This window comes from Lysinibacillus sp. G1-3 (genome assembly GCF_056322905.1).
Genome location: NZ_JBWHYQ010000012.1, coordinates 46,943 through 71,548 on the forward strand (window position 1 = coordinate 46,943; position 24,606 = coordinate 71,548).

Annotated in this window: 24 protein-coding genes; 23 read left to right on the plus strand and 1 reads right to left on the minus strand. The window is 36.7% G+C overall.

Annotated features, from left to right (window positions below; genetic code table 11):
- Positions 1–90: 90 nt before the first annotated feature.
- The 10 genes from ACVYAD_RS14160 to ACVYAD_RS14205 all read left to right on the plus strand — a co-directional run bounded on the left by ACVYAD_RS14160 (position 91) and on the right by ACVYAD_RS14205 (position 11,377).
- The gene (locus ACVYAD_RS14160; protein WP_476426875.1) at positions 91–762 is read left to right on the plus strand and encodes a lipoprotein BA_5634 family protein; all 672 of its coding nucleotides are present in this window, start codon (positions 91–93) and stop codon (positions 760–762) included.
- Between the two features lie 26 nt (positions 763–788).
- Positions 789–1,508: an ABC transporter ATP-binding protein gene (locus ACVYAD_RS14165; RefSeq protein WP_476426876.1), complete on the plus strand. Its 720-nt coding sequence runs from the start codon at positions 789–791 to the stop codon at positions 1,506–1,508.
- Entirely contained in the window at positions 1,498–3,474 is a 1,977-nt protein-coding gene (locus ACVYAD_RS14170; RefSeq protein ID WP_476426877.1) for an ABC transporter permease, read from the plus strand. Before ACVYAD_RS14165 ends, ACVYAD_RS14170 begins: the two co-directional genes overlap by 11 nt.
- 85 nt (positions 3,475–3,559) lie before the next feature.
- Positions 3,560–4,258 carry a response regulator transcription factor gene (locus ACVYAD_RS14175; protein WP_476426878.1) on the plus strand — a complete coding sequence of 233 codons (699 nt, stop codon included), beginning with the start codon at positions 3,560–3,562 and terminating at the stop codon, positions 4,256–4,258.
- A 3-nt stretch (positions 4,259–4,261) separates the two neighbouring features.
- Complete coding sequence (locus ACVYAD_RS14180) at positions 4,262–5,497, plus strand: HAMP domain-containing sensor histidine kinase (protein ID WP_476426879.1); 1,236 nt, start codon at positions 4,262–4,264, stop codon at positions 5,495–5,497.
- 396 nt (positions 5,498–5,893) lie between these two features.
- On the plus strand, positions 5,894–6,469 hold the full coding sequence (locus ACVYAD_RS14185) for a TetR/AcrR family transcriptional regulator (protein WP_476426880.1): 576 nt from the start codon (positions 5,894–5,896) through the stop codon (positions 6,467–6,469).
- A gap of 37 nt (positions 6,470–6,506) precedes the next feature.
- The gene (locus ACVYAD_RS14190; protein ID WP_476426881.1) at positions 6,507–7,130 is read left to right on the plus strand and encodes a GNAT family N-acetyltransferase; all 624 of its coding nucleotides are present in this window, start codon (positions 6,507–6,509) and stop codon (positions 7,128–7,130) included.
- Between the two features lie 372 nt (positions 7,131–7,502).
- On the plus strand, positions 7,503–8,732 hold the full coding sequence (locus ACVYAD_RS14195) for an aminopeptidase (RefSeq protein ID WP_476426882.1): 1,230 nt from the start codon (positions 7,503–7,505) through the stop codon (positions 8,730–8,732).
- 191 nt (positions 8,733–8,923) lie between these two features.
- Positions 8,924–9,943, plus strand: a complete 1,020-nt coding sequence (locus tag ACVYAD_RS14200; protein ID WP_476426883.1) for a DUF418 domain-containing protein — start codon at positions 8,924–8,926, stop codon at positions 9,941–9,943.
- Positions 9,944–9,994: 51 nt separating this feature from the next.
- Positions 9,995–11,377, plus strand: a complete 1,383-nt coding sequence (locus ACVYAD_RS14205; RefSeq protein WP_476426884.1) for an alpha/beta hydrolase family protein — start codon at positions 9,995–9,997, stop codon at positions 11,375–11,377.
- A 324-nt stretch (positions 11,378–11,701) separates the two neighbouring features.
- On the opposite strand, the gene ACVYAD_RS14210 is transcribed toward ACVYAD_RS14205, so the two are convergent.
- Positions 11,702–12,286: a TetR/AcrR family transcriptional regulator gene (locus tag ACVYAD_RS14210; protein ID WP_476426885.1), complete on the minus strand. Its 585-nt coding sequence runs from the start codon at positions 12,284–12,286 to the stop codon at positions 11,702–11,704.
- Positions 12,287–12,918: 632 nt separating this feature from the next.
- Here ACVYAD_RS14210 and ureA point away from each other — a divergent pair.
- From ureA to ACVYAD_RS14275, 13 genes are all read left to right on the plus strand, one after another.
- Positions 12,919–13,221, plus strand: coding sequence for an urease subunit gamma (ureA, locus tag ACVYAD_RS14215; protein WP_349658242.1), 303 nt, complete (start codon positions 12,919–12,921; stop codon positions 13,219–13,221).
- Between the two features lie 14 nt (positions 13,222–13,235).
- Entirely contained in the window at positions 13,236–13,604 is a 369-nt protein-coding gene (locus ACVYAD_RS14220) for an urease subunit beta (RefSeq protein ID WP_349658241.1), read from the plus strand.
- On the plus strand, positions 13,601–15,316 hold the full coding sequence (gene ureC, locus ACVYAD_RS14225; protein WP_476426886.1) for an urease subunit alpha: 1,716 nt from the start codon (positions 13,601–13,603) through the stop codon (positions 15,314–15,316). The genes ACVYAD_RS14220 and ureC overlap by 4 nt, the downstream gene beginning before the upstream one ends.
- Before the next feature lie 100 nt (positions 15,317–15,416).
- Positions 15,417–15,863 carry an urease accessory protein UreE gene (locus ACVYAD_RS14230; protein ID WP_476426887.1) on the plus strand — a complete coding sequence of 149 codons (447 nt, stop codon included), beginning with the start codon at positions 15,417–15,419 and terminating at the stop codon, positions 15,861–15,863.
- On the plus strand, positions 15,805–16,545 hold the full coding sequence (locus ACVYAD_RS14235) for an urease accessory protein UreF (RefSeq protein WP_476426888.1): 741 nt from the start codon (positions 15,805–15,807) through the stop codon (positions 16,543–16,545). The genes ACVYAD_RS14230 and ACVYAD_RS14235 overlap by 59 nt, the downstream gene beginning before the upstream one ends.
- Positions 16,546–16,562: 17 nt before the next feature.
- Positions 16,563–17,192: an urease accessory protein UreG gene (ureG, locus tag ACVYAD_RS14240; protein WP_349658237.1), complete on the plus strand. Its 630-nt coding sequence runs from the start codon at positions 16,563–16,565 to the stop codon at positions 17,190–17,192.
- Positions 17,185–17,991: an urease accessory protein UreD gene (locus tag ACVYAD_RS14245; protein WP_476426889.1), complete on the plus strand. Its 807-nt coding sequence runs from the start codon at positions 17,185–17,187 to the stop codon at positions 17,989–17,991. The genes ureG and ACVYAD_RS14245 overlap by 8 nt, the downstream gene beginning before the upstream one ends.
- 35 nt (positions 17,992–18,026) lie before the next feature.
- Positions 18,027–19,619: an ABC transporter substrate-binding protein gene (locus tag ACVYAD_RS14250; protein ID WP_476426890.1), complete on the plus strand. Its 1,593-nt coding sequence runs from the start codon at positions 18,027–18,029 to the stop codon at positions 19,617–19,619.
- Positions 19,609–20,577 (plus strand): ABC transporter permease, encoded by a 969-nt coding sequence (locus tag ACVYAD_RS14255; protein WP_476426891.1) that lies wholly within the window; start codon positions 19,609–19,611, stop codon positions 20,575–20,577. The genes ACVYAD_RS14250 and ACVYAD_RS14255 overlap by 11 nt, the downstream gene beginning before the upstream one ends.
- Complete coding sequence (locus ACVYAD_RS14260; RefSeq protein WP_476426892.1) at positions 20,574–21,386, plus strand: ABC transporter permease; 813 nt, start codon at positions 20,574–20,576, stop codon at positions 21,384–21,386. Before ACVYAD_RS14255 ends, ACVYAD_RS14260 begins: the two co-directional genes overlap by 4 nt.
- Positions 21,379–22,128, plus strand: coding sequence for an ATP-binding cassette domain-containing protein (locus ACVYAD_RS14265; RefSeq protein ID WP_476426893.1), 750 nt, complete (start codon positions 21,379–21,381; stop codon positions 22,126–22,128). Before ACVYAD_RS14260 ends, ACVYAD_RS14265 begins: the two co-directional genes overlap by 8 nt.
- 5 nt (positions 22,129–22,133) lie before the next feature.
- Positions 22,134–22,856: an ABC transporter ATP-binding protein gene (locus ACVYAD_RS14270; RefSeq protein WP_476426894.1), complete on the plus strand. Its 723-nt coding sequence runs from the start codon at positions 22,134–22,136 to the stop codon at positions 22,854–22,856.
- Between the two features lie 713 nt (positions 22,857–23,569).
- Entirely contained in the window at positions 23,570–24,391 is an 822-nt protein-coding gene (locus ACVYAD_RS14275; protein ID WP_349658231.1) for a DUF2785 domain-containing protein, read from the plus strand.
- Positions 24,392–24,606 lie beyond the last annotated feature (215 nt).

A 24,606-nucleotide genomic window follows, 5' to 3' on the forward strand; every position in this document is an offset into this window, starting at 1 on the left:
ATAGAGAATAAATAGTAAGACAACAGTTATTCAAATATAAAGTATATCTAGTCTATAATTTAGACACTAAGAAAAAAGGAGAAATATATAATGAAAAAAATTATAGGATTAGCCTTAGTTATCGCCATTTTTTTAGGTGTAGGATACGGAGTAAAACGTTATGTTGGAGGTCCACCACAACCGGCCAATGGAATATTAGTTATCGGCACAGAAAAAGATGTGAATAAAGTTAAGCAGGAATATAAACATAAAGCCGAACGAACTGTTGATTACAAAGCGAAGTTCGTAGTAACAAAAAAAGGTGAATCAGAAAGTGAGTATTTGGTTATTAACAAAACTACTGCTGAACAATTAGTTAAGAAAGGAATTATTAGAGCAAGAAAAGAACCAGGCAGTGCATCTATCATTTCAGAACCTGTTAATGAAATTAAAGAATTACCTGGTTCACTAAATTTGTTCTATTCTATAAGTGATTATGATTTGGTAGATAGCCAGATAGATTTGAATGGAAAAATGATACCTGTAAGTTATATTAAGAATCAAATATGGGTCGGATATATGGGTATGGATTTTGTTATTCTAAATGACAAAACTTATGATGAGTTAGCTGACCCAGATTCCATTATGACAGTGATTCACTTAAAGGATAATAAATTTGATTATAAAGAAGATAAAGAAGAAGTAGAACAAGTTTTCAAAACAATTGAGAACGTTTATCCAGATAGCAAACGCAAAGTGAATTTTGTAGACATACAGGATTGAGTTTTAATAGTGAGAGGATGGGTTATATGGAAGTCGTACGTATGGAGAATATAGTGAAAAGTTATGGGGAAGGCAATAACAGGGTAGATGCGTTAAAAGGAATTGATCTTTCTATTCAGCAAGGCGAGTTTGTCTCAATCGTCGGTGCTTCTGGTTCTGGAAAAAGTACACTGCTACATATTTTAGGTGGGTTGGATCGCCCTAGTTCAGGGAAGGTATTCATTGGGGATAATGATATTTATAAATATTCAGATAATGATCTTTCGGTATTCAGAAGAAGAAAAGTTGGGTTCATTTTTCAATTCTTTAATTTGATACCAGTATTAAATGTCCAAGAAAATATTGCTTTACCTACGTTATTGGACAGTGAATCTATAGATATGGAGTATTTAAATGAAATTATTACTATCCTGGGGCTTCAAGAACGTAAGAATCACTTGCCTTCTGAACTTTCTGGAGGGCAACAGCAACGGGTTTCAATTGGCAGGGCGCTAATTAATCGTCCACATTTGATACTTGCTGATGAGCCTACAGGTAATCTGGATACTCGAAATACGAAAGAAGTTATGGATCTATTAAGAATAACTGCAAAAAAATACAATCAAACTATTGTAATAATTACTCACGATCTAACGATAGCATCAGCTTCGGATCGAATTATAACAATACAAGACGGTGAAATCATTTCTGACCAACGACTGACTGCGAAAGAGTCAATGACCGGAGGGAATGATTTTGATCAATAGTTATAAGCAACTTGGTACTAAGTATTTAAAAGGGAATATGAAACGAACAATTCTGACCTTGGTTGGAATCGTGCTCTCTGTATCGTTAATTTCAACTATTGGTCTGTTTATGAAAGGAACACAACTCTCTCAAATAGAAGGCACCAAAAAGTTAAACGGAATTTCTTTTCACGTTGGCATTTCAAACTACGATGAGGCGATTTTAAATAAAGTCAGATTTAATCCCCAAATTGAATCGTTTGGTCTGATGTCTCAGGGTGACGCAGTTCCGGTTGGAGAGGTATCTGTGCGTATGAATTTCGCGGATCATCACGCCTTAAGCTTTCTAACTTACAGCCTTTTAGATGGAAAATTACCAGCCAATGCTCATGAAGCAGCTATCGATTCCTGGTTAATTCCTTATATTAAAGAAGATCTTCAAATCGGTGACTCATTTGAACTGGGCGGAAAAACATATCAGCTGGTTGGTTTACTGAATAATAGTGGGTTTACACAAAAAAATAAAGAGGGGAGATTATTAACATATAAAAGTGAGTTTGCTATTGGAGAGGGAAGGATATTAATTGAAATTAACGAGAAGGCAGACTTTAACGAAGTTATAGACGAACTTAAATCTATTACTGAAGATAATAACATTGTTATTAATACTCAATTGATTCAAGCTTTGAAACCGGAAACGAATCAATCGCTTCTGATTATGCTAGTTATAGTTGTCAGTATTGTTGTAATTTCTACAATTGTTGTTATTTACAACGCTTTTCAAATCAGTGTCGTAGAGCGAATGAAGCAGTTCGGTTTGTTGAGAAGCATCGGTGCTACACGAAAACAAATTCGACAAATTGTAATGAAAGAAGCTGCCGTGCTTGCTTTCATAGCCATACCAATTGGAATTGTATGCAGTTTATTGGCGCTTGCTATTCTCCAAGCCTTTTTCGTGATTTTACTAGACAAAGGTTCAGATATTTTCTTTTTCAATATAGATTGGAAGATATTATTGGCCAGTTCGATTCTTACTCTGATAGCTGTATTAGTATCCAGTTATTTCCCTGCTTTTTTCGCAGGAAGAATATCACCATTGTTGGCGATTAGTAGTAGATTGTCAATAAAAAAAGAGAGAATCAAAAAACAAAATAATAAGGTGCTAAGAAAACCTTTTTCATTCCCATTAAACCTGGCCATTAAAAATGTAAAAAGAAATAAAAATCGTTATATCGTAACTATTTTATCGATCGTTATAAGTAGTGTATTGTTTATTACTTTTTCATCTCTAATGGATATCGCATTTTCATCCAAACTTGTAAACGATCCGTCCGAATCGGATCTTACAATCTATCTACAAGAAGAAAATAATGTTTCTTCTGAGAATCTGGAAATTTTAGAACAATTAAAGTTGATTAAAAATGTATCCGAGGCTTCCGAACAAGACATAGGTTTTAAAATTAAATTGAAGGATACAGATCAATCTCTCGCGACTGTTGAAGACATCCAGAAGACTATTGGAAAAAAACACGATATTGCAGTGGTCAATAACTTTGAAGAGAATAAAGCCAAACATGAAGAAGCTCTCACGATCAAAGTTCTTGTATATGCTTTTATTGTGGTCATTTCTTTAATTGGCAGTGTAAATATACTTAATACAATTACTATAAGTATCATGATTAGACGGAAAGAACTGGCTGCATTAAAATCCATAGGCATGTCCCAAAGGGATTTGAAAAAAATGATTATTTATGAAGCACTGTTTTACGGTTTTTCTGGAAGCTTGCAAGGCATTTTTTATGGTTGTATACTTTCATATATTTTGTACACTGCTGCATCGGGTCTCTTTAAAGTTGAATGGTCTATTCCCTATAATGCTTGCATCATTACGTTTGTTGCAGCATTGTTAATCAGTTATTTATCTGTTCTGCTACCGCTGAGAAGAATCCAACAGGATAATATTATAGATACGATAAGAGAAGAGTAATACCTATGGCCTGGCTACTTATAGTCAGGTTATTCTGATTTGGTGGTAAATGTTAATATGGAGTGAGAGGAAGGAGAAGATATATTTGAATAAAATATTACTTGTAGAAGACGATGAAGCACTCGGTCTAGCCATTGAATTTTCATTAAGAAATGAAGGGTATGAGGTGATTAGAGCTACTAGTGTAAAAGAAGCAAAAAGCCAATTTAATGATAATACTTTTGACTTGGCTATTTTAGATATTAACCTTCCAGATGGAAGTGGTTATGACTTATGTTTACACTTCAAAAACCAAAATAATGCAACAGCAATTATTTTCTTAACGGCTCTTGATGAAGAAGCAAATGTGGTAATGGGTCTAGATATTGGCGGAGATGATTATATAACAAAACCTTTTCGAGTCAGAGAACTTATGTCTAGAGTAAGAGTACAATTACGCAAACAAGTTAGGATAGAAGAAATTTCAATGATTTTAATATCTGAAAATATAAAAGTGGATATGAACCAAGTAAAGGTATATAAAAATCAAGGAATGGTTCCATTAACAAGCTTAGAATATAAGCTTTTGTTAACTTTTATGAAAAACGCTCACAAAATATTAGAAAGAGATGAAATCCTACTGAAAATAACAGAAGAAGATGATGTTTATTTTGGGGAAAATACGTTATCTGTATACATTATGCGTTTAAGAGAAAAAATTGAAGACGACCCCAAAAATCCACAGTATATCATCACTAAGAGAGGATTGGGATATCATTGGAATAAGGATGTGAACCGAGAATAGATGATGAAAAATACCGAATTGAAAGGCTATATGATAATACTGGTGGTTTTATTTTCTCTATTTATGGTTTATCAGTTAATTGCACACCAAATATTTTACAATCATTTAAAAACGGATTCTATTACAGCCTGGGGGGAAATTACCGCTAGATTAATTGAACAAAATCCTGAGAATGAAGCAGAAATTATGAAAGTCTTAACAGGTAATTCTTCTGATTCGAGTGAGTATCAGGAAAAAGGGCGAGAAATCTTTAGACAGTATGGATTATATGAAGATTTGGAGACAAAACTGTTTCCACTTTTAAATAACCATATTTTTAGCTTTAATCAAACAATATTTTGGGGATTGATTTGTTTCGGATTTATACTGTTTTTGGCAAACTATATGCAATACAAGATTATTTTCAATAAAATCAAGCAACTTACTTCAACTGCTAAGAAAATAATTGATGGTGATTACTCAGTTTCAATAAATGAAAATAAAGAAGGGGATATCGCCAAATTAGCGGTTTCATTTCGCTCTATGAAAGACATAATTAGAAAAAATATAAAGGATTTACTGGGTGAGAAGGAATTCTTAGGACAAATATTGCAAGACATATCCCATCAATTAAAAACGCCACTTTCAACTATATCAATCTATAATGAATTGTTATTGAATGAAGACTTGCCCCGTCAGCAACAAATTCAATTATTGCAAAATAATGAAGTTCAAATCTCCAGAATGAATGTCTTGATTCAAAACTTATTAAAAGTAGCGAAAATAGATGCCAAAGCAGTTTCATTTGATAAAGAATCTTTAAACTTGGTGGAGACCATTCATGAAGTTTTGAACCGTTTGGAAAATATAATCAATGAAAGGAATTTGTCAATTGACTGGGACGGGACGGAGGAAGTAGTGGTTACCCACGATAAATTATGGATGCAAGAAGCTTTGATGAACTTGCTAAAGAATGCGATTGAGCATTCCAAGCCTGGTGATACAATCACTATTCAAGTTAAGGATACACCGATTTATACAGAGCTCATAATTCAAGATTTTGGAGAAGGGATTACTGCTGAAGACTTACCACATATCTTTAATCGGTTCTACAAAGCAAGCACTTCTAAAAAACATGACTCGACTGGGATTGGCTTGGCTCTAACAAAAGCGATTATTGAAGCGCATCAAGCCTTAATTAAAGTTGAAAGTGAGAAAAATGTTTATACAAAGTTTACTATTACCTTTATTAAATTTTAAATTTTATTAAATAGGTTATTTTTATCATCTATCAATTAAATGAACCTTGTTCAACTAACCACCTGTTAGTTGAACAAAACACCTTAACTCTACCGTCTACATTGCAACCGTCTTTTTTCTCATAAATACCCTTTTTCTGGAATATCGGACAAGGTGATATTGCAAACTTTTTAAGGAATGTTCATTCAAAAAGAAAAGAATCCATTTTGATTAATCTCTTTGTTAAAATGGATTTTTTATTTACTGTAAAATTGTGTTTGCCATTATTTTATAAAATTTTAGAAAAATATACATTCAACTGCTTGATAATTTGCATAAAATGGTTTATATTAATATCAAATGATACATTTATCTATCAAAAATAATTACTTTATACAAATGAGGGAGAGATTTACAATGGGAAAAGGCTTGTCAGCGTTGAAGGAAGCGAGATTTAATGCAATTCTTGATGCGGCTACTATATTGCTTGTTGAAAATCCTACTGCTTCGATGAATGAAATTGCGGAATATGCGGGAATTGGCATTGCTACACTTCATCGCTACGTCGAAAGCAGAGAGAAATTGATGCTGTTCTTGGGCCATCGGGCTATACAACTGGTAAGTGATACCGTAAACCAGATTCCACTGGATGAGGAAAGAAGCGAAAACTATATTCCGGAACTCATTGAAGCGTTAATCCCTTTAGGTGACAAAATCTATTTTCTAGGTCATGATGCATCTGTATTTAACAACAAAGAATTAGGTGAAGCCGAAGAGAAGCTGAGGGAACCCTTACGACGCGTTATTGAGCTGTTACAACAAAGAGGTTACTTTCAGCAAACGGTTAGCAGCGAATGGATTTTGAATACGCTTTATGCCCTGCTTTTCCATACTTGGGAACAGGTACAAGAAGGTAACGTGGCTAAAAAATCGGCTGCAGAGCTTGTTTTAAATACGTTTTATTACGGTTTCAAAGCTAAGGATGATAATTAACATCAATAATATAGAAAGAGAAAAGGAGTGCTTGGAAATGAATCAAATATCTATTGTAAAGGCTGATCATCGATCGATGGTCAGCGCTAAGCTAAATGTAATGGCATTGGAATACATGGCGTTTTCACTTGCAGGATCTGAGGAGGAGAACACGATCGAAGGGACATTTCGTACACTATGGCAGCAGGAGAACAACCGTTTTAGTCATCAATACGCTTACGAAGCTCAAATGGACGGGAAAACTTTAGGGATGATTACTTGCTATCCCATATCTGTTTTAAATCGTCTTGCCTGGCCCACTTTTAAACAGTTGCTTTCATTCCGAAAGCTGGATCTTGTTGTTTATAACATTCTGAATCTCAAAATGTTTTATTCCATGATCACCATGAAGGAGGGAGAAGATGACGAGTTTCACATCGGAACAATCGCCTTATTGCCCGAAAGCCGGGGACTGGGGTTAGGTACTAGGCTACTTGAGTTTGCCGAGGAACAGGCCAGTCTACAAGGCTTTGCCAAATGCTCTTTGACGGTAAAGAAAGAGAACCATCTTGCCATTAAATTGTATCAGAGGATAGGATACCAGATTACAGGTGAAATCAATAAACCAAAGTTATCGTTGTACAGAATGGTCAAAAATGTCGAACCTTGCAACCATTTATAAAAAAGTTGTACCGTATTACCCCTTTGATTAAAGATTAAGTGAGTTTTAATATTCAAGTATCAGCAGTGTATTAGAGACTCTTTACTATAAAGGATACAAGAGTGAGATTTATAATAACAATTACCTAACTAATTTAGTTAGGTAAACCAAAAATCATCATTATCATACTCTTGATGCAAATAAGCAATTAATTTCATGGTTTAATTCGAGATTTAGTTTTTCATGATTAGGAAAAATATTAAAGGAACTTCTATAGTTACAATTTAGTAAGATTATATTTCAAATTGTAAGGGAACAGTTATTCATTTAAATATAGAAAATGTTTATCTTTAAGGTAATAATAAACAATTAGAAAAAAGTGAGGTAAATAATATGACTTTTGAAGAAAAATTACAAGCGTATGCAGAACTTGCGGTAAAAGTCGGTGTCAATATTCAACCAGGGCAATATTTATTAGTCAATACATCAGTGGATGCATTGGATTTCGCCCGTTTAGTTGTGAAAGAAGCTTATAAGGCTGGGGCAGGACGTGTTCATGTTAATTTATCGGATGATGAAATGGATCGTGCTTACTTTGAACATGCCACAGATGAAGAATTTAATCGTTTCCCAGAATGGACAGTCAAAATGAATGATGAGCTGATCGAACGTAAAGGAGCACTATTAATGATAGATGCTGCAGACCCTGATAAATTTGCAGGTATTTCAGCCGATCGTCTAGCTACCTATCAAAAGGTATCAGGAGCTGCTCTGAGCAACAATCGCAACGCAGTAATGAAGGATTTAATAGCCTGGTCGATGATAGCAGTTCCTTCACCAAAGTGGGCATCGAAGGTGTTCCCGAACTTAGCGGCTGAGGATCAAGTACCAGCATTATGGGAGGCTATTTTTAAAACTGTTCATATCGGTGAAGGTAATGTTGTTGAAAACTGGCGTGAACATGTAACAAATTTAGAATCTCGTGCGGCCCTACTGAACAATAAAAAATATGCGAAGCTTCACTATACAGCGCCAGGTACGGATTTAACAATTGCATTAGCGCCACAGCATAAATGGATTACTGGAGGTGGTAAAACACCAGATGATACGATCTTTATGGCTAATATGCCGACAGAAGAAGTTTATACGTTACCGATGAAACAAGGTGTGAATGGCTATGTCAGCAATACTAAACCATTAGTTTATCAGGGGAATATTATCGATGGCTTTAAACTGACACTCGAAGAGGGAAAAATTGTTCAAGCTGAAGCACAGATAGGACATGATTTATTACAGGAGCTTATGAATGTGGATGAAGGCTCTTGCTATCTAGGTGAGGTAGCACTTGTACCACATGGATCGCCAATTTCAGCATCGGGGATTTTATATTTTAATACATTGTTTGATGAAAATGCATCGAACCATTTAGCGATTGGTAAAGCTTATCCAACTTGCTTAGAGGGTGGAAGAGATTTAGAAAACGATCAGCTTGAAGCGTTAGGTGCAAATATTTCAGTAACACATGAGGACTTTATGATTGGTAGCAGTGAGATGGACATTGACGGTATTTTACCAGATGGAACTGTAGAGCCAATTTTCCGTAAAGGTAGCTGGGCATTTTAAGTTTTTGATAGGAAGAAGGGAGTGGGGCAGATGAAACGATACCTGAGCTTCACTAGTAGCAATACTCCAAAGGTATTTAGGTTTCATCTGCTTTAGCTCAGACTGAAAATTACCTGTCAATTGGATATTCCTTGGCTTCTAGGTTATCTACTAATAATGCTATAAAATATATTTATATTAGGAGTCTTGGAATGAATAGATTAAACTCTTATACAAGAATAGATACTATGGATTATTTACGAGGTTTTGCTTTGCTGGGGGTACTTCTTGTAAATAGTTACCAGGTTTTGAGTGGTTTTTCTTCTAGCGAGTTACACGGAGTATTATATGATATATTTAACAGGAAATTTTATCCTATTTTATTCTTTTTATTTGGATTCGGGTGTTATCTTTTTTTGAATCGATCCAAACAAAAAGTAAACAATAGATACCTTTTGTTTTTACGCAGAATCTCATTTTTATTTGTACTAGGGCTTATCCATACATTTTATGCACCACCAGGAATTAATGATGTATTAATGTTTTATGCTGTACTAGGCTTGTTCATTGTAATATTTTCCAAAAGAAGTAAATGGACCAACTTAATCGTAACGATTACACTAATAGCCTTATCTATAGTTACTGCTTTTTGTCAACCGTATTATGGTGAGAGAATTGTATGGATGGAATTGCTATCCAACATAAGTAAATGGTTTGTATTAATGATGCTAGGTTTTACGATGGGGCAATTTAAATTTTTTGAAAATGTCTATGGAAAATTAAAGTATATTTTGATTTTTTTAATCGTTAATATTTGTACTTATGTATCTTTTTTTTATGTAAAGAAGTTAATTGCCATTACTCCTGCAGGAACTGAAATGCTAGAAGATTATTTGGTGGCTTTTATAATGACTAGCAGTTTTCTTATTATTTTACAATGGGACAAGGCAAAAGTGATATTAACACCATTAAAGTTCTATGGACAAATGTCTTTAACAAATTATCTTGCACAAAGTGTTTTACTAATTGTGTTTAATATCATAATTGGTTTTACACCTATTAATTCATTAATGGTGTGCTTCGTAATCCACGTTATTTTAATTACTTTTAGTATTGTTTGGTTAAGGTATTTTAAAATGGGACCAGTTGAATGGATATTAAGATATTTTACATATTGGAGTAAAATTCCGAATAAGAAGAAATCTGTTAGAACCGAATTAAAAAGCGTTTAAATGTTTAATCACTATATTTAAAAGTAAAATGCATTCAAAGGAGATAGGCCAATGAATTTCTGGGAAGTTGTTTTAATAGTTGTGAATTTTAGTATATTAAGTTGGATTTTGTTAGTGAGCAAGGAAACAAAAAAGTGGTCTAAATTCGCATCTTTGGTTGCTATTGGAATGGTTATAATCCAGCTATTGGCAGAAGGTTTTAGATGGCAGATGATTCCGGTTTATTTAACCCCGGTTATCTTGATTATATGCTATTTATTAGCTGAGCGGAAAAAAGGGTTCAGAAACAGGGGTATATTCATTGTTAAGTCTTTGTTGTTGTTTATCTATATTTCTGTAGCAGTTACATTACCCTTACTAATGCCAGTATTTTCATTTGAAGAACCAACTGGCCCACATACGGTCGGTACGAAACTATATCATTGGGTCGATGATCAGAGAAGTGAACCATATTCAAAAAATCCAACTGACCGACGTGAACTGATGGTGCAAATTTGGTATCCTGCAGCTGAAAAAAGCAATGGAAATCGAGAACCTTATATTGGGAACATGACAGAGCTTGCTAACGGACTGGAAAAAGCATTGTCCATTCCTGCATTTGCATTCAGCCACCTGGGCTTGGTAAAATCGCATTCGTTTAAGGATGTACAACTATCAGACTCAGAGAATCATTATCCGATACTAGTTTTCTCCCATGGTTTAAGTGGTTTTCGTAATCAAAACACGTTTGAAGTTGAGGAGTTGGCTAGTCAAGGATATATTGTTCTAGGTATCGATCATACATTTGATGCTGCAGCTACCGTCTTCCCAGATGGTCGAACTGCTTACGTACAGTCCGACAATTTAACTGATTTTGACGAACGTGATCGCCACATCAAATTATGGAAAGAAGATGTCACTTTTGTACTTGACCAGTTAGAGAAGCTTAATCAAAACGATGAGACTGGCTTCTTTACAGGAAAGCTTGATACCTCGCGTATTGGAATGTTTGGGCACTCTTACGGCGGGGCTACCGCAGCACAAATACTTGCAGAAGACTCTCGTGTCAAAGCAGCTATTGATATGGATGGTACATTGTATGGGGAAGCATTACCTGAAAGTGGGATTGGAAAACCATTTCTGCTCATGAGTGCAGACATAAATGAAGATTCTGATGAAGATGCCTATAAAGACAAGGTTCGCAGTGAACGTGGGTTAGCTGGCGGCGGTATGTCAATGGTCATTTCCAATACGGATCATACAAGCTTCACTGATTTTCATTTGTTCTCCCCTCTGTTGCGGAGCCCAGGTGAAAATCCAAAGGAAGTTCATCGCATTATCAACGAATTCAGCCTGGCATTTTTTGACCAGTATCTAAAACAGAAGGACGACGGTTCAACCCTTAAAAGGCTGAAGACCAAATACCCGGAAGTGAATTTTAAAGTAAACCGATAACCTTATGCAGAAACTAACTTCATCTGTTGAAGAAGCTGGGAAATCGTATTCTCCAATCCATTTAAGGTGTAGTATCTCATACCAAACAAGTTTCTGTGACCTAAGAAGAAATATCCGCATTTTCAGAGGAGATTACAACAGGTGTAATGGAAACAACAAATAAGGTTGCAAAGGTAACAGAAAGTGTTGTAGCGTACGATGGTGCAAGAAAGCTACAATCAAGATAGCCTTGAAAAATCTATTTCAAAGTTTGAGTAAAAATTCTACCATTATGTAATTTTGCTATCGATTATCTTTTGGAGGGTGGGATTAGAAGAACATTTTTCAATGTTCTTTGTAAATCCCATTCCAATAAATGTTCCAAACTTGCTCGGCGCGCCTTCTAAATTTTTCTTCCGTATAAAAAAGTAATTCCAAAAAGAGTCCATCCATCAAACAATTAAACGAGGCTATTAAGTCATCAACCGGTTGATCCTTTATTATGCCTTGCTCTATTCCTTCAGAAAAGATTGTTTCAAGCACCTCAAAAAGCATTTCTTCCATCTCATTAAAAATGTTTTTCACTTTATCATTTAAAGTTGGAGGAAGGTAAAAAGCTAATTTTGTATATGCTGCTGTTTTTTCAGGTTGACTTAAATAGTAATTACAAAGTTCTTTCACTATTTGGTAGAGCTTTTCTTTAGCCGATCCATTTTTTAAATTGGCAATTGATTGTTTTATGTGAAGGTAATACTCTTCGAGCAGATCTTTATATACAGCCATAAACAGGTCCTCTTTGTTTTTAAAAAAGGCATATATCGATGGTGTTTTAATGCCAACCTCTTTAGCAATACTAGAAAGAGTTGCCTGATCGTAGCCTTTTTCAGCCAATTGTTTATAAGCAACTTCTTTAATCTTGTTTTTTGTCATAAATATCACTTCTAACTTATTTTTTATTGTTAAGCTTACTATCTGTATTTAAAAACAAGGTGCAAAAACTTATTATAAAAATACTCCTCTATCTATAATACAAAACATTTGAGTAAAACAAAAATAAAAATCAGGAATATTGTTAAGCAATACGTTATAGAGAATACTAAATATGAGGTGTTTTCTATAAAAAAATTTCTTATATTTATTTTTGCTATTTCTCTTTTTGCCGTTTGGTACTCCGAGTATCTGTCAGACATATACGTAACCCACAGGAGGGATTACCTAAAAGTCCCATAGTAGAAGATTTAATTTCTATTTGGTTTTGATCAAACTAGTATTATCCCCTTTAAGTAGACAATTAGTACTTTATTAAACAATTACAATAATGATTTTTTTAGGGCAACTATAGGTGGTGATAGTGTTTTATTGCGAATTAACTCATTCTTTGTCTCTTGTTCGCTAAATTAGTAAGTGACAGATAAATGAAAATATTTGTTTTTTTAAAACTATTTTCTTATAATAGATTAGCTGTTACCTCAATGATCTCATTTAACTTTCGTAACCCATTTCTTTCTAAAATAGTTAAGTTTTTAAAGGTAATTTCGAATGTAGGGAAAGGAGAGATTGGAATGAAGCTATCATCTGTTGAACAAGAAAAATTATTCCTTCATGTGGCAGGAGAACTTGCGCAAAAAAGAAAAGCTCGTGGACTAAAGCTGAATTATCCAGAAGCTGTAGCACTCATTAGTAGTTTTATTATGGAAGGTGCCAGAGATGGAAAAACAGTTGCACAATTAATGAGTGAAGCGAAGCAAGTGCTCAAAGTAGATGATGTTATGGAGGGCGTCGGTGACATGATTTCAGATGTACAAGTTGAATGTACATTCCCAGATGGAACGAAGCTTGTAACTGTACACCGCCCAATTCAATAAAGGAGGATTTGTCTATGATTCCTGGAGAAATTCGCCCAGCTAAAGGCGAAATCGAAATGAATGTAGGACGAGCTACTAAGACGATAGTCGTTGCTAATACTGGTGATCGTCCGATACAAGTTGGTTCGCATTTTCATTTTATTGAAGTGAATAGATTTTTAGAGTTTAATCGGCAAGAGGCAATCGGGATGCATCTAAATATTCCTTCAGGTACAGCAGTTCGCTTTGAACCAGGTGAAGAGAAAGAAGTAGAGCTTGTCGAGTTTGGTGGTAAAAGTTATGTGTTTGGTTTGGACAAACTAACAGAAGGCTCTACACATCATAAGGACGAAATTTTAGACAAGGCAATTGAAGGTGGTTTTAAAGGAGCTGAGGAAAAATGAGGGTGACACATGATGCGTATGCAAAAATGTTTGGACCGACAGTTGGAGATAAAGTTCGATTAGCGGATACCGATCTATGGGTTGAAATAGAGAAGGATTATACAAGCTATGGGGATGAGGGTGTATTTGGTGGCGGAAAATCGCTACGTGTCTCTATGGGGCAAAATGGTAAGAATACACGAAATGAGGGTGTTCTCGACACGGTTATTACCAATGTAGTCATTATTGATTATACAGGTATTGTAAAGGCTGATATTGGTATTAAAGATGGCCGAATTATTGGTATTGGAAAAGCCGGAAATCCGAACAGTATGGACGGTGTCGGTCAGGATATGATCATCGGTGTTGGAACAGAGGTATATGCTGGGGAAGGTTTAATTGCAACGGCTGGGGCGATCGACACACATATTCACTTTATCAGCCCAGATCAGGTAGAAACAGCATTACTAGCAGGTACGACTACCTTTATCGGGGGTGGTACAGGTCCAGCTGCTGGCTCAAAAGCGACAAGTTTAACTCCCGGTGAATGGCATTTACATAGAATGCTTCAAGCAGTTGAAGGATTCCCAATCAATGTTGGATTACTAGGAAAGGGTAGTGCATCTGATCCAGAACCGATTATTGAGCAGGTTCGAGCTGGTGCAATCGGCATGAAAATCCATGAGGACTGGGGCGCAACCCCTACAGCGCTAAATCAAAGCTTATCCGTTGCAGACGAGTATGATATTCAAGTGGCACTTCACTCTGATACATTGAATGAGGCTGGTTTTGTGGAAGATACGATCAATGCTATTGATGGACGTGTTATTCATATTTTCCATACGGAAGGTGCGGGTGGAGGACATGCTCCTGACCAATTAGTCATGGCGTCATTACCTAATATTTTACCAGCATCTACGAATCCCACGAAACCATTTACAACCAATACGATTGATGAGCATTTAGATATGCTAATGGTGTGTCATCATCTTAAACATGATGTCCCAGAGGATGTGGCATTTGCTGATTCACGTATCCGTCCAGAAACAATTGCTGCAGAGGATATTATGCAGGATTTAGGGATTTTAAGTATTATGTCATCCGATTCCCAAGCAATGGGGCGTGTCGGTGAAGTGACAATAAGAACGTTCCAAACGGCAGACAAAATGAAAAAACAACGTGGTTCCCTGCCACAGGATGAAGGTAAGGATCATGATAATTATCGCGTGAAGCGCTATATGGCGAAGCTTAATATTAATCCAGCGATCGCTCATGGAATTAGTCATGAGGTAGGATCACTGGAAGAAGGAAAGTTAGCAGATATTGTCCTCTGGGAACCAGCCTTCTTTGGCGTAAAGGCAGAGTTGGTCATTAAAGCAGGTATTGCCGTTTATGGTATTACAGGTGATCCCAATGCATCGATCCCTACTCCACAGCCTATGCAAGGGCGACGTATGTTTGGCTACTATGGACAAGGGCCACAAAATTGCGGAATGACGTTTTTACCAAAGATTGCTGTGGAAGAAGGATTACCAGAAGTATTAGGGTTAAATCGAATGATTGGTACGGTGAAAAATTGTCGGAATATTGGTAAAGCTGATATGAAGCTTAACAACGCTACCCCAAAAATTGATGTTAATCCAGAAACGTACGAAGTGAAAATTGATGGTGAGCTAGCAACTTGTGAGCCAGTAGATGTACTACCAATGTCCCAACGGTATTTCTTATTCTAATTGTAATGAAAAGATTGAATTGCAAGAAAAATGAAGTTTCTATATGAGATTTACAGAGGAGCAGCCATTTAAATCCATTAAAATATGAGGTGCCTATACTATGTTAATAGAAAAAATTATCGGTAATATTGCCAACGAGGAAGAATTTACTCACAAATCCACGGAATGGATTGAGCTTGAATGGGAAGAGTTAAGCAAACGTATTCTTCGCACAGAAACGGATAAGGGAACTGACATTGCTTTACGTATTGATGGAGAAGAACCTTTACTATATGGAGATTTATTATTTGAAGATGACAACCGTCGTATCGCTATTCGCACAAAATTAGAGCCTGTGATTGTTATTACGCCGAAAGATATGGTTGAAATGGGGAAATCTGCATTTGAATTAGGGAATCGTCATACACCTTGCTTGATTGAAAATAATGAAATCATCGTACGTGCAGATCATACGATCAATCCATTATTAGATGAAATAGGAGTAAACTATGAAACGACAGAGCGACGTTTTAAACAACCGTTCAAATACCGTGGACACTCTCACTGATTTATCCATATTGCATTTATTACAAATTCATGATTCCGCATTTCCGATAGGGTCCTATACGCATTCATACGGAATGGAAACCTATATTCAAAGAGATTTAATTCGCACAAAGGAACAGTTAATTCAGTTTTGCAAAGCGTACTTAATGCAAAACTTAGTATATGGTGATGCCATTATCATTAAGGAGTCGTTTCATGCAGCGGTAAGCAAAGACGAAGCTCGTTTAAAGAAGCTTGATGAGCTTTGCGGGGCTATGAAACTTGCGAAGGAATCGAGAGATGCTAGTGTCAATGTCGGAAAGCAATTTGTTCGAACAGTAGCACCTCTTGTAGAGAAACCTTTTATAGAGCAATGGAAGGAAAAAATAGAGCGTGAAGAAGTGAAGGGACATTATGCAGTTCTTTATGGTGTTTATTGTGAAGAATTTGGTATCAATGTCTATCATGCTATCATGACTTTTATGTATGCATCCATAAGTGGCTTAGTGCAAAATGCGGTACGATCTGTTCCATTTGGACAAAATACAGGGGTACAAGCATTACACGAACTACTTGCTTATGTAGAGCAAGCAGCCAAAAAGGTGATAGATTTAACCATTGATGATTTGGCCAATAACGCATTAGGGATTGAGCTTGCATCCATGAAGCATGAATTTTTATTTTCAAGATTATTTATTTCGTAGAAAGAGAGTGAAGATTAATGAAACCAATAAAAATTGGAGTCGGTGGGCCAGTTGGTTCAGGAAAAACATCGCTGGTAGACCAATTAACACGCGCTATGCATGAGCAATACAATGTGGCGGTTATTACTAATGATATTTATACACGAGAAGATGCCCAATACCTGATTACGAATGGTGTTTTAAATGAGGAGCGTATCGTTGGTGTAGAAACGGGTGGATGCCCACATACAGCTATTCGTGAAGATGCGTCGATGAACTTTGCGGCCATTGATGACTTGAATAGACGCTTTCCCGATTTAGATATTATTTTCATTGAAAGTGGTGGAGATAACTTATCGGCTACATTTAGTCCTGAGCTTGTTCATGGCTATATTTATGTTATTGACGTAGCAGAAGGCCAGGATATTCCACGAAAAGGTGGCCCAGCTTTAACACGTTCAGATTTGTTGTTAATAAATAAAACATCGCTTGCTCCACATGTTGATGTTGATTTAGAGCTGATGGATCAAGATGTGAAAAAAATGAGAGGTGGGCGTCCATATATTTTTGCTGATGTTCGCTCTCAAACGAATGTGGATCAGGTTGTCGCATGGATTCAGCATCATATGTTACTAGAAGGGGCAGAAGCAGTTGACGGCAATGTCTAGTCAGGGAAAAGTAAATCACTTTGGCAAGCTAGAGATGGCATTTGAGCTTAGAAGAGGATACACAAGACTTGTTCATGTGTACCAGCAGCCCCCATTGAAGGCAAGTCGAGAATTATATGAAGGAAATAATCCAACAGCTACTGTTTTTATTATGGAATCCTCAGGTGGTATGGTGGCAGGTGACCGAAATGAAATCAACGTTAAACTTGCTGCTAATAGTCAAGTGCGCTTGAAGCAACAATCAGCATTAAAGATATATCCGTCTCATACAGGCGAACGATGCACACAGTCAATTTCGGTTGAATTGGAGGAGCAGGCTCGCTTAGAATGGATGCCCGAGGTAACCATTCCATTTGAGAGGGCGAAATTTCAGGTGGATACAACGATTCGCATGAAGGAAAGCGCGACACTAATTTGGGGAGAAATCATTGCACCAGGAAGGGAAATGCGCGGAGAAATCTTTGATTATCAGGCATTTCGCTCAATCTATCAGCTATATGTGGAGGATGCATTAATAGCATTTGATACATTACTATTCAAGCCACAAGAAATGGATTTATCATCCATGGGCTTGCTTGAAAAAGCGCTATACATCGGATCATTATGGATTGTTTCACCACAGGTTAAAAACCTTAACATAAGAGACTTACAGGATATGATACTACAGGAGAGCTCACTAGAAGCAAGCGTAACGCGGCTTACGGATCATGCGATTCATTGTAGATGGCTTTCTAAAGAGCAACGCATTCTACATAAAGAAATCAATCGAATGTTTATACATGTTGCCTCGCTAATTTAAAGCGCTTGTTTGTTTAAAGGAGAAAGTGAATTGAATTGAAAAAGTTTTTAGTAAGTTTGCTAGGAACAGCACTGTTACTAGGTCTTATGGGTTGTAGCAAATTGTCTAGTGAAGGTGCAAAACAGCAACAATCTGCTGAAGCGACATCACATGCAAATGAACTTATATATGCTTCAGAATCTGAATTTACAAACTTAAACCCTATTTTAGAGGAAACAAATTTAGATGCTTTATTATTTCGTGGATTAATGCGTTTTGATGAGCACAATAATCCGGTGAATGACATTGCAGAAAATGTTCAAATATCGGATGACCTGTTGACATATACGATTACTATAAAAAATGATGTCAAATTCCACGATGGGCAGGTTTTAACAGTTGATGATGTCATTTTTACAATCGATAGTATTTTAGACGATCAAAATGCCTCGTTTTTAAAGTCTGATTTTATTCATGTAAAAGCAATGGAAAAAGTGAATAACTCGACTATGAAACTCATTTTAGATGAACCTTTTACGCCAATGCTCGATAAGCTGACAGTCCCGATTTTGCCGAAGCATGCGTTTGAGGGGCAGGACATGCGAACAATTACGTTTAACCAAGAGCCTATTGGTGCTGGTCCATATATGTTTGCTAAATGGGATCGTGGCACGAGTTTAACACTGAAAGCATTCCCAACATTTTTTGGTACAAAAGCTTCTATTGAAAAGGTCATCTTTAAGTTTATTCCAGACAGCAATGTTCGTGCATTACAGTTAAAGTCTGGGGAGGTTGATATTGCGTTACTTGACCCTAATCAAGTGGATGAACTTTCTAAAGTAGAGCATTTAAAAATGTACGAGGTTGAATCAGCGGATTACCGTGGCATTTTATTTAATATGAAATTTAATCTTTGGCAGGATTTGAATGTACGTAAAGCAATGAGCTTTGCGGTAGATCGTGAAGGAATTGTAAAAGGCATCTTACATGGCTTTGGTACAGAAGCATATTCGCCACTACAGAAACACGCTTATGTCAACGACAGCATTGAGCACTATGAATACGATTTAGATAAAGCCAAGCAGTTACTTGAGCAATCCGGCTGGAAGCTAAAGGATGACGGCTTCCGCTATAAAGATGGCAAAAAACTTAGTTTTACCATTACTGCCCCTGCTACAGATACAGTACGTGTAAATATGGCAAACTATGTAGCCGAGGGTTATAAAGTGATTGGCGCAGATGTGGAAGTGGCCGCCTTAGATTGGAGTAATATTGTCATTGAAGATACAGAAGCGTTTATGGTTGGCTGGGGAAGTCCTTATGATGCAGACCACCATACCTATAGCCTATTCCATTCAGGTGAGTCTAGCTTAACGAGTGCTGGCTATAATTACGGAAGCTATGCTAACGCAAATGTCGATGAGTTGTTAGGGGAAGGGCGTTCAACGGTTAATCCTAACAAACGTAAGGAAGTTTATATGGCATTACAAAAAGTGCTAGCAGAGGATCCACCGTTTGCTTATTTTGCCTATGTAGATGCGGTTTATGGCATTAATAAAAATATTAGTGGTGTAAAAGAACGTATTTTGGGTCACCACGGAGCGGGCTTCTTATGGAATGTTGAGGAGTGGAAATGGAATGATCGCTAAGTGGCTTGGGAAGCGATTGATAATGGGGACACTTGTCCTCATTATCGTGAGCTTCCTCTCTTTTTTTATATTACAAGCCGCTCCTGGCAATCCAGCAGCGGCTTATTATGGAGGCAATGCACAAACATTAACTGCAGCCGAGCAAGAGCGCATTGAAAAAGCTTTTGGCTTAGATAAACCCATCTTCTATCAATACGGAACATGGCTTCATGAAGCTGCTCAAGGCAATTTAGGATATTCCGCAAAAGAAGGAAGACCGGTTTTAACGATTTTACTAGAGCGATTACCTAACACCTTACAGCTAGTGGGTATCACCTTGTTTATTGTAGCGCTTACCTCTATTTGGTTAGGACTTCATGCAGGCTTAAATGAGGGTACGCTACTAGATCGTGGATTATCCGTTTTTAGCGTGGCTAGCTCAGCTGTGCCACCATTTTGGATAGGTATTGTATTAATCATTGTATTCTCCGTACAGCTTGGCTGGCTCCCGTCATCAGGAATGAACGATATACGTGGTGATGGAGGATTAATAGATAGAATGCGCCATCTCGTCCTGCCTGTGATTGTACTTGTTGTTTCACATGTAGGGATATTCGCACGCTTTTTACAGGATTGTGTGAAGGTTGAAAACTCAAGTTACTATGTACAGGTTGCTCGTGCAAATGGTGTGGCACATCGAGAAATACGTAGTGCTATTTTACGGAATTCCATTATCCCATATCTCAATTACGTAGGGGTTACGATTCCATCATTCTTTGGTGGCTCCGTTGTTGTAGAATCATTATTTGGTTGGTCAGGCTTAGGGCAGCTTCTAGTGAAATCGGTAATGGTTAAAGACTTTCCACTTTTAATGGGAGGCATCCTTATTATTGGGGTGGTCGTTATTTTGTGCCTATTTGTAATCGATATCATCATGATTGTTTTAAATCCTAAGCTGAAAAGAGGTGCTTGGCAATGAGAAAACAACGGAAACTATCAATCTTTTGGCTTGTGATACTGTGCATTATTTTCACTGTCACTATTTTTTCTTCCTTCCTTGCGCCCTATGAGCCAAATGCAATGGATATGAACCATACTTATGAAGCTCCTACTCCGACACATATACTTGGAACAGATCAGCTAGGCAGAGATGTACTTTCACGTTTACTTGTTGGTGGACAGGTAACACTTTTAATTGCGGTTGTTTCAGTAGTGATTTCCAGCTTAATTGGCATACTATATGGTGGTATAAGCGGTTATTTTGGCGGCGCTGTAGATGCAGTCATGATGCGAATTCTTGAAGCCTTGTTAACGATTCCTTCGTTAGTTATCGTTCTTGCCTTCCAAGCGATATTGCAAGGCAATGTCTGGAGTATGGCGTTCATAATGGGGGCAACAGGGTGGTTTGTTACGGCACGTATTGTGCGCTCTGAATTTATTCGTCTGAAGGAAGCAGAGTTTGTACAGATGGCAATCATGTTCCGCACACCTATATGGAAGATTTTTGTTGGGCATTTATTGCGTAATATCTACCCAGCAATTTTTATCGTGACATTGTTTAATTTTGCTGGGGCTATTTTTACAGAAGTTTCATTGAGCTTTTTAGGAATTGGCGTACCACCCACAACACCTTCCTGGGGAACCATGTTGAATTCTGCTCAAAATGATTTACTGATTGGTGCATGGTGGATAGGGCTTTTCCCAGGCATTTTAATATTTGTGACGATTTTATGCGTACAAATGATTGGTGGGGCTTTCAAGCAAGGAGGAGAGCGTTCACATGCTTAAACTAAAAAACGTTTCTGTTAGCATTAATAATAAGAATTTAATCCAACATATTTCCTTCACTGTCCCAGAACATAAAATTACAGCTGTTATTGGTGAAAGTGGTAGCGGTAAAAGTACTACAATTTCCGCAATTCTAGGTATATTACCTGCTCAGGCGGACATTCAAGGAGAGATATTCTGGCATGACAGCAATGTCCTAGCAATGTCGTCAAAGGAAAGGTCGACGGTAGGAAAAACGAATTTCTTCACAATTTTTCAGGACGCAGCAAACAGCTTTTCACCAACGACAAAAATGAGGAAGCAATTATATATGTTTAGCGGACAACGCTTAGGTCATAAGGAAGAGCTGTTTCTCTCAAAAATGTCCTTGATCTTTAAGGACCTAGATTTAAGCGAAGATATTTTACAACGCTATCCCTTTGAGCTTTCAGGAGGCATGCTTCAAAGGTGTATGCTAGCTTGTGCGTTTTACAATGAGCCTGCATTACTAATAGCTGATGAACCAACATCGGCGCTAGATATGCTTCATCAACAAGAGTTTATTAAACTATTGAAAAACCTCAATAACCGACTTGGAACGACGATATTATTGGTTACGCACGATTTAGCAATGGCCGTTTCGACTGCCCATTCCATTGTGGTAATGAAAAGCGGCGAGGTTGTTGAAACTGGACAAGCGTCGGAAATTTTTGAGGCGCCAAAACATTCGTATACAAAGCGACTTGTCGCGAATCATTTTTAGAAGGAGTGGTTTTGTTGCTTCACGTTGAAAATATTAATAAAAGCTACACAGGGCAGCAAGTACTACATCATATAAATATAAACGTTGGACATGGAGAAATCGTTGGGCTTGTTGGTGAAAGTGGCAGTGGAAAAAGTACGTTGGCTAAAATCATCATGCAGCTAGAGCAGGCAGAGCAAGCCCAAATTCGCTTTAATGAAACCTATATTACAAAGAAAAATCGTCTATCTTTATATGAAAACTGCCAAATCATCTTTCAAAACGCGACTGCCGCTTTCAATCCAGTTTGGACGGTCAGAGAAATTTTAACGGAGCCATTACAGCAACAAAAGTCAGATTGTTATTGGCAAACAATGCTCGAAAAGGTCAAGCTATCAACGAATATATTAAATTCCTTTCCACATGAGCTAAGTGGTGGTGAAAGGCAAAGGGTAAATTTATTAAGAGCCATTCTAATTCAGCCCAAATTGTTAATATGTGATGAAATCGTTTCAAGCTTAGACCGTTTGATTCAACGTGAGATTATTGATTTATTAATTTCATTGAATAAAGAGCACAGCATGGCTATTTTATTTATCTCACATGATTTAAAGGCTGTTTCATATTTATGTCAACGCATTTATGTGATGAAATCTGGCGAGATTGTTGATGAGTGTTGTAAAGGGAAAGATGGCTTTACATTCACGGATAGCTATGCGCAAAAACTGTTTCAGGCAATGAAAAATTGAATTTTTACAATTGATAATAGAAAGTCTGTGAAGGGAATGGAATAGCATCTACTTTTCAGACTTTCTTTATATTTCTCCTACGCCTAAATTATACTTTAAATCAATTGATTGGTGTTTTGAAAATTCAGATATTTAAAGAGGGTGCTAGGATAGGACAATAACCTTGGCAAACAGGAAGATTGACTATTTCTTTTTTCTCTCAGCCTATCTATATTCCCTATACATATGAAAGATTTGTGCAGTGAATAAAATGGGATTTCGCGTCTGAAGGTAGCCGTTTTGTAGATAATTCCATCATACTGAAAAATATCAGCATTAGTATTTAATGTTAAAACTTCTTCGGCATCAATATCAATACACGCCAAAATTTAAATTCCATTAGTTATTGTTCTTTGGATTAATTTAATTTAATATACAAATGATAACTAACTAACCATTAACTTACAATGAAAAAACTGAAAATTATTATATGGGTTCTTTATCCTAAAATCGGGTGGGGAAGTTTTTTAGATAGCAAGTTTTCGTATAAAATACAATCGAAGGAGGCGGAATTTTATGGATTTTATCAGGAAATAAACCGCTTGAAAATAATTTATTCCTTTCTGCTATTGCGGAGTGTCTCTTATAGTAAGGGAAGAAGGGTACGGAAGAAGCCGTATCAGAGAAACCCTTGAAAAAGTTAGTTCAGAAAATTTCTAGTAGGAGCGTGTAAAATGAATTTAAAAGAAAAGTTGATATTAATAAAAGAAAATGGGTACCAAGCACCCCCCGATACATTCCAGTTGATACTAGAAATGATAAATAACATCGGTTCTTTGGATGCCCAACTACGTGATGAGCTAATCTATACAACCTTATCGCATTGGATTCCTGATAATTCTCTAACAGCAAACGAACTAGAACAACTTCTACCGATTGTTTTGGATAAAAACCATTTGCTTTTTAAGCTTGGTGAAACAAATACAGACTCTGTCTTCACTCGATCTTTCTCCATGTTAGTCATACCGCTCCTCTTCATGAGGCATAGAGAATCACCATTTCTCTCAAGAGAGCAAATTCATCAGATAAAAGAGAAAGTATTTTACAATGTACAAGAAGAGCGAGATTACCGTGGGTATGACGAAGAAAAAGGCTGGGCTCATGCTATAGCCCATGCAGCAGATGCTTTAGAAGATTTGGCTCAATGTTCCGAACTGGATAAAAATGACCTCTTAACTATCCTCGATTTGGTTTACGAAAAGATGACCATAACAGATCGAATTTACTCCGATGGGGAAGATGAGAGAATGGTAAAATCCATAATTAGTGTTTTAAATAGAAAAATACTTAGTCAGACTTATGTAGAGCAATGGATTCAAAGTTTTGGTGATGTGGAGAAAAATTCAGAATTTCTCCCTGCCTTTAAGCAAAAAAATAATATAAAGAACTTTTTGAAAAGTTTATACTTTCGAGTTAAATTTTACAAAGTGGATGCCGTTCTCTGCTCGACTATCGAGCATACATTATATAAAGTAGAAAAAGTATACTATTCTTAATTAAAAAAATGAGGGGAAAGCACTTGTCCGTCTCCACTTCAAATGTGGTAACAGGCAAACAATAGCCCTCAGGGGACATTTTTACTTCACACTTTTCACAGAAAATTTGATTTGCGAGGATTCAGATGGATCTCCGTTCTACCTGGCGTCAAAGGAACGTTGAGGGTTAAAATTATCTTTGAAGCAAACGTATGCAAACCTACAATAATTACGGG

What these genes read in the sequence shown, in the direction of transcription:
- ACVYAD_RS14160 (WP_476426875.1), top strand. Translation starts at nt 91, where the DNA reads ATGAAAAAAATTATAGGATTAGCCTTAGTTATCGCCATTTTTTTAGGT.
- ACVYAD_RS14165 (WP_476426876.1), top strand. Translation starts at nt 789, where the DNA reads ATGGAAGTCGTACGTATGGAGAATATAGTGAAAAGTTATGGGGAAGGC.
- ACVYAD_RS14180 (WP_476426879.1), top strand. Translation starts at nt 4,262, where the DNA reads ATGAAAAATACCGAATTGAAAGGCTATATGATAATACTGGTGGTTTTA.
- ACVYAD_RS14185 (WP_476426880.1), top strand. Translation starts at nt 5,894, where the DNA reads ATGGGAAAAGGCTTGTCAGCGTTGAAGGAAGCGAGATTTAATGCAATT.
- ACVYAD_RS14190 (WP_476426881.1), top strand. Translation starts at nt 6,507, where the DNA reads ATGAATCAAATATCTATTGTAAAGGCTGATCATCGATCGATGGTCAGC.
- ACVYAD_RS14195 (WP_476426882.1), top strand. Translation starts at nt 7,503, where the DNA reads ATGACTTTTGAAGAAAAATTACAAGCGTATGCAGAACTTGCGGTAAAA.
- ACVYAD_RS14200 (WP_476426883.1), top strand. Translation starts at nt 8,924, where the DNA reads ATGAATAGATTAAACTCTTATACAAGAATAGATACTATGGATTATTTA.
- ACVYAD_RS14205 (WP_476426884.1), top strand. Translation starts at nt 9,995, where the DNA reads ATGAATTTCTGGGAAGTTGTTTTAATAGTTGTGAATTTTAGTATATTA.
- ACVYAD_RS14210 (WP_476426885.1), bottom strand. Translation starts at nt 12,286, where the DNA reads ATGACAAAAAACAAGATTAAAGAAGTTGCTTATAAACAATTGGCTGAA.
- ureA (WP_349658242.1), top strand. Translation starts at nt 12,919, where the DNA reads ATGAAGCTATCATCTGTTGAACAAGAAAAATTATTCCTTCATGTGGCA.
- ACVYAD_RS14220 (WP_349658241.1), top strand. Translation starts at nt 13,236, where the DNA reads ATGATTCCTGGAGAAATTCGCCCAGCTAAAGGCGAAATCGAAATGAAT.
- ureC (WP_476426886.1), top strand. Translation starts at nt 13,601, where the DNA reads ATGAGGGTGACACATGATGCGTATGCAAAAATGTTTGGACCGACAGTT.
- ACVYAD_RS14230 (WP_476426887.1), top strand. Translation starts at nt 15,417, where the DNA reads ATGTTAATAGAAAAAATTATCGGTAATATTGCCAACGAGGAAGAATTT.
- ACVYAD_RS14235 (WP_476426888.1), top strand. Translation starts at nt 15,805, where the DNA reads ATGAAACGACAGAGCGACGTTTTAAACAACCGTTCAAATACCGTGGAC.
- ureG (WP_349658237.1), top strand. Translation starts at nt 16,563, where the DNA reads ATGAAACCAATAAAAATTGGAGTCGGTGGGCCAGTTGGTTCAGGAAAA.
- ACVYAD_RS14245 (WP_476426889.1), top strand. Translation starts at nt 17,185, where the DNA reads ATGTCTAGTCAGGGAAAAGTAAATCACTTTGGCAAGCTAGAGATGGCA.
- ACVYAD_RS14255 (WP_476426891.1), top strand. Translation starts at nt 19,609, where the DNA reads ATGATCGCTAAGTGGCTTGGGAAGCGATTGATAATGGGGACACTTGTC.
- ACVYAD_RS14260 (WP_476426892.1), top strand. Translation starts at nt 20,574, where the DNA reads ATGAGAAAACAACGGAAACTATCAATCTTTTGGCTTGTGATACTGTGC.
- ACVYAD_RS14265 (WP_476426893.1), top strand. Translation starts at nt 21,379, where the DNA reads ATGCTTAAACTAAAAAACGTTTCTGTTAGCATTAATAATAAGAATTTA.
- ACVYAD_RS14275 (WP_349658231.1), top strand. Translation starts at nt 23,570, where the DNA reads ATGAATTTAAAAGAAAAGTTGATATTAATAAAAGAAAATGGGTACCAA.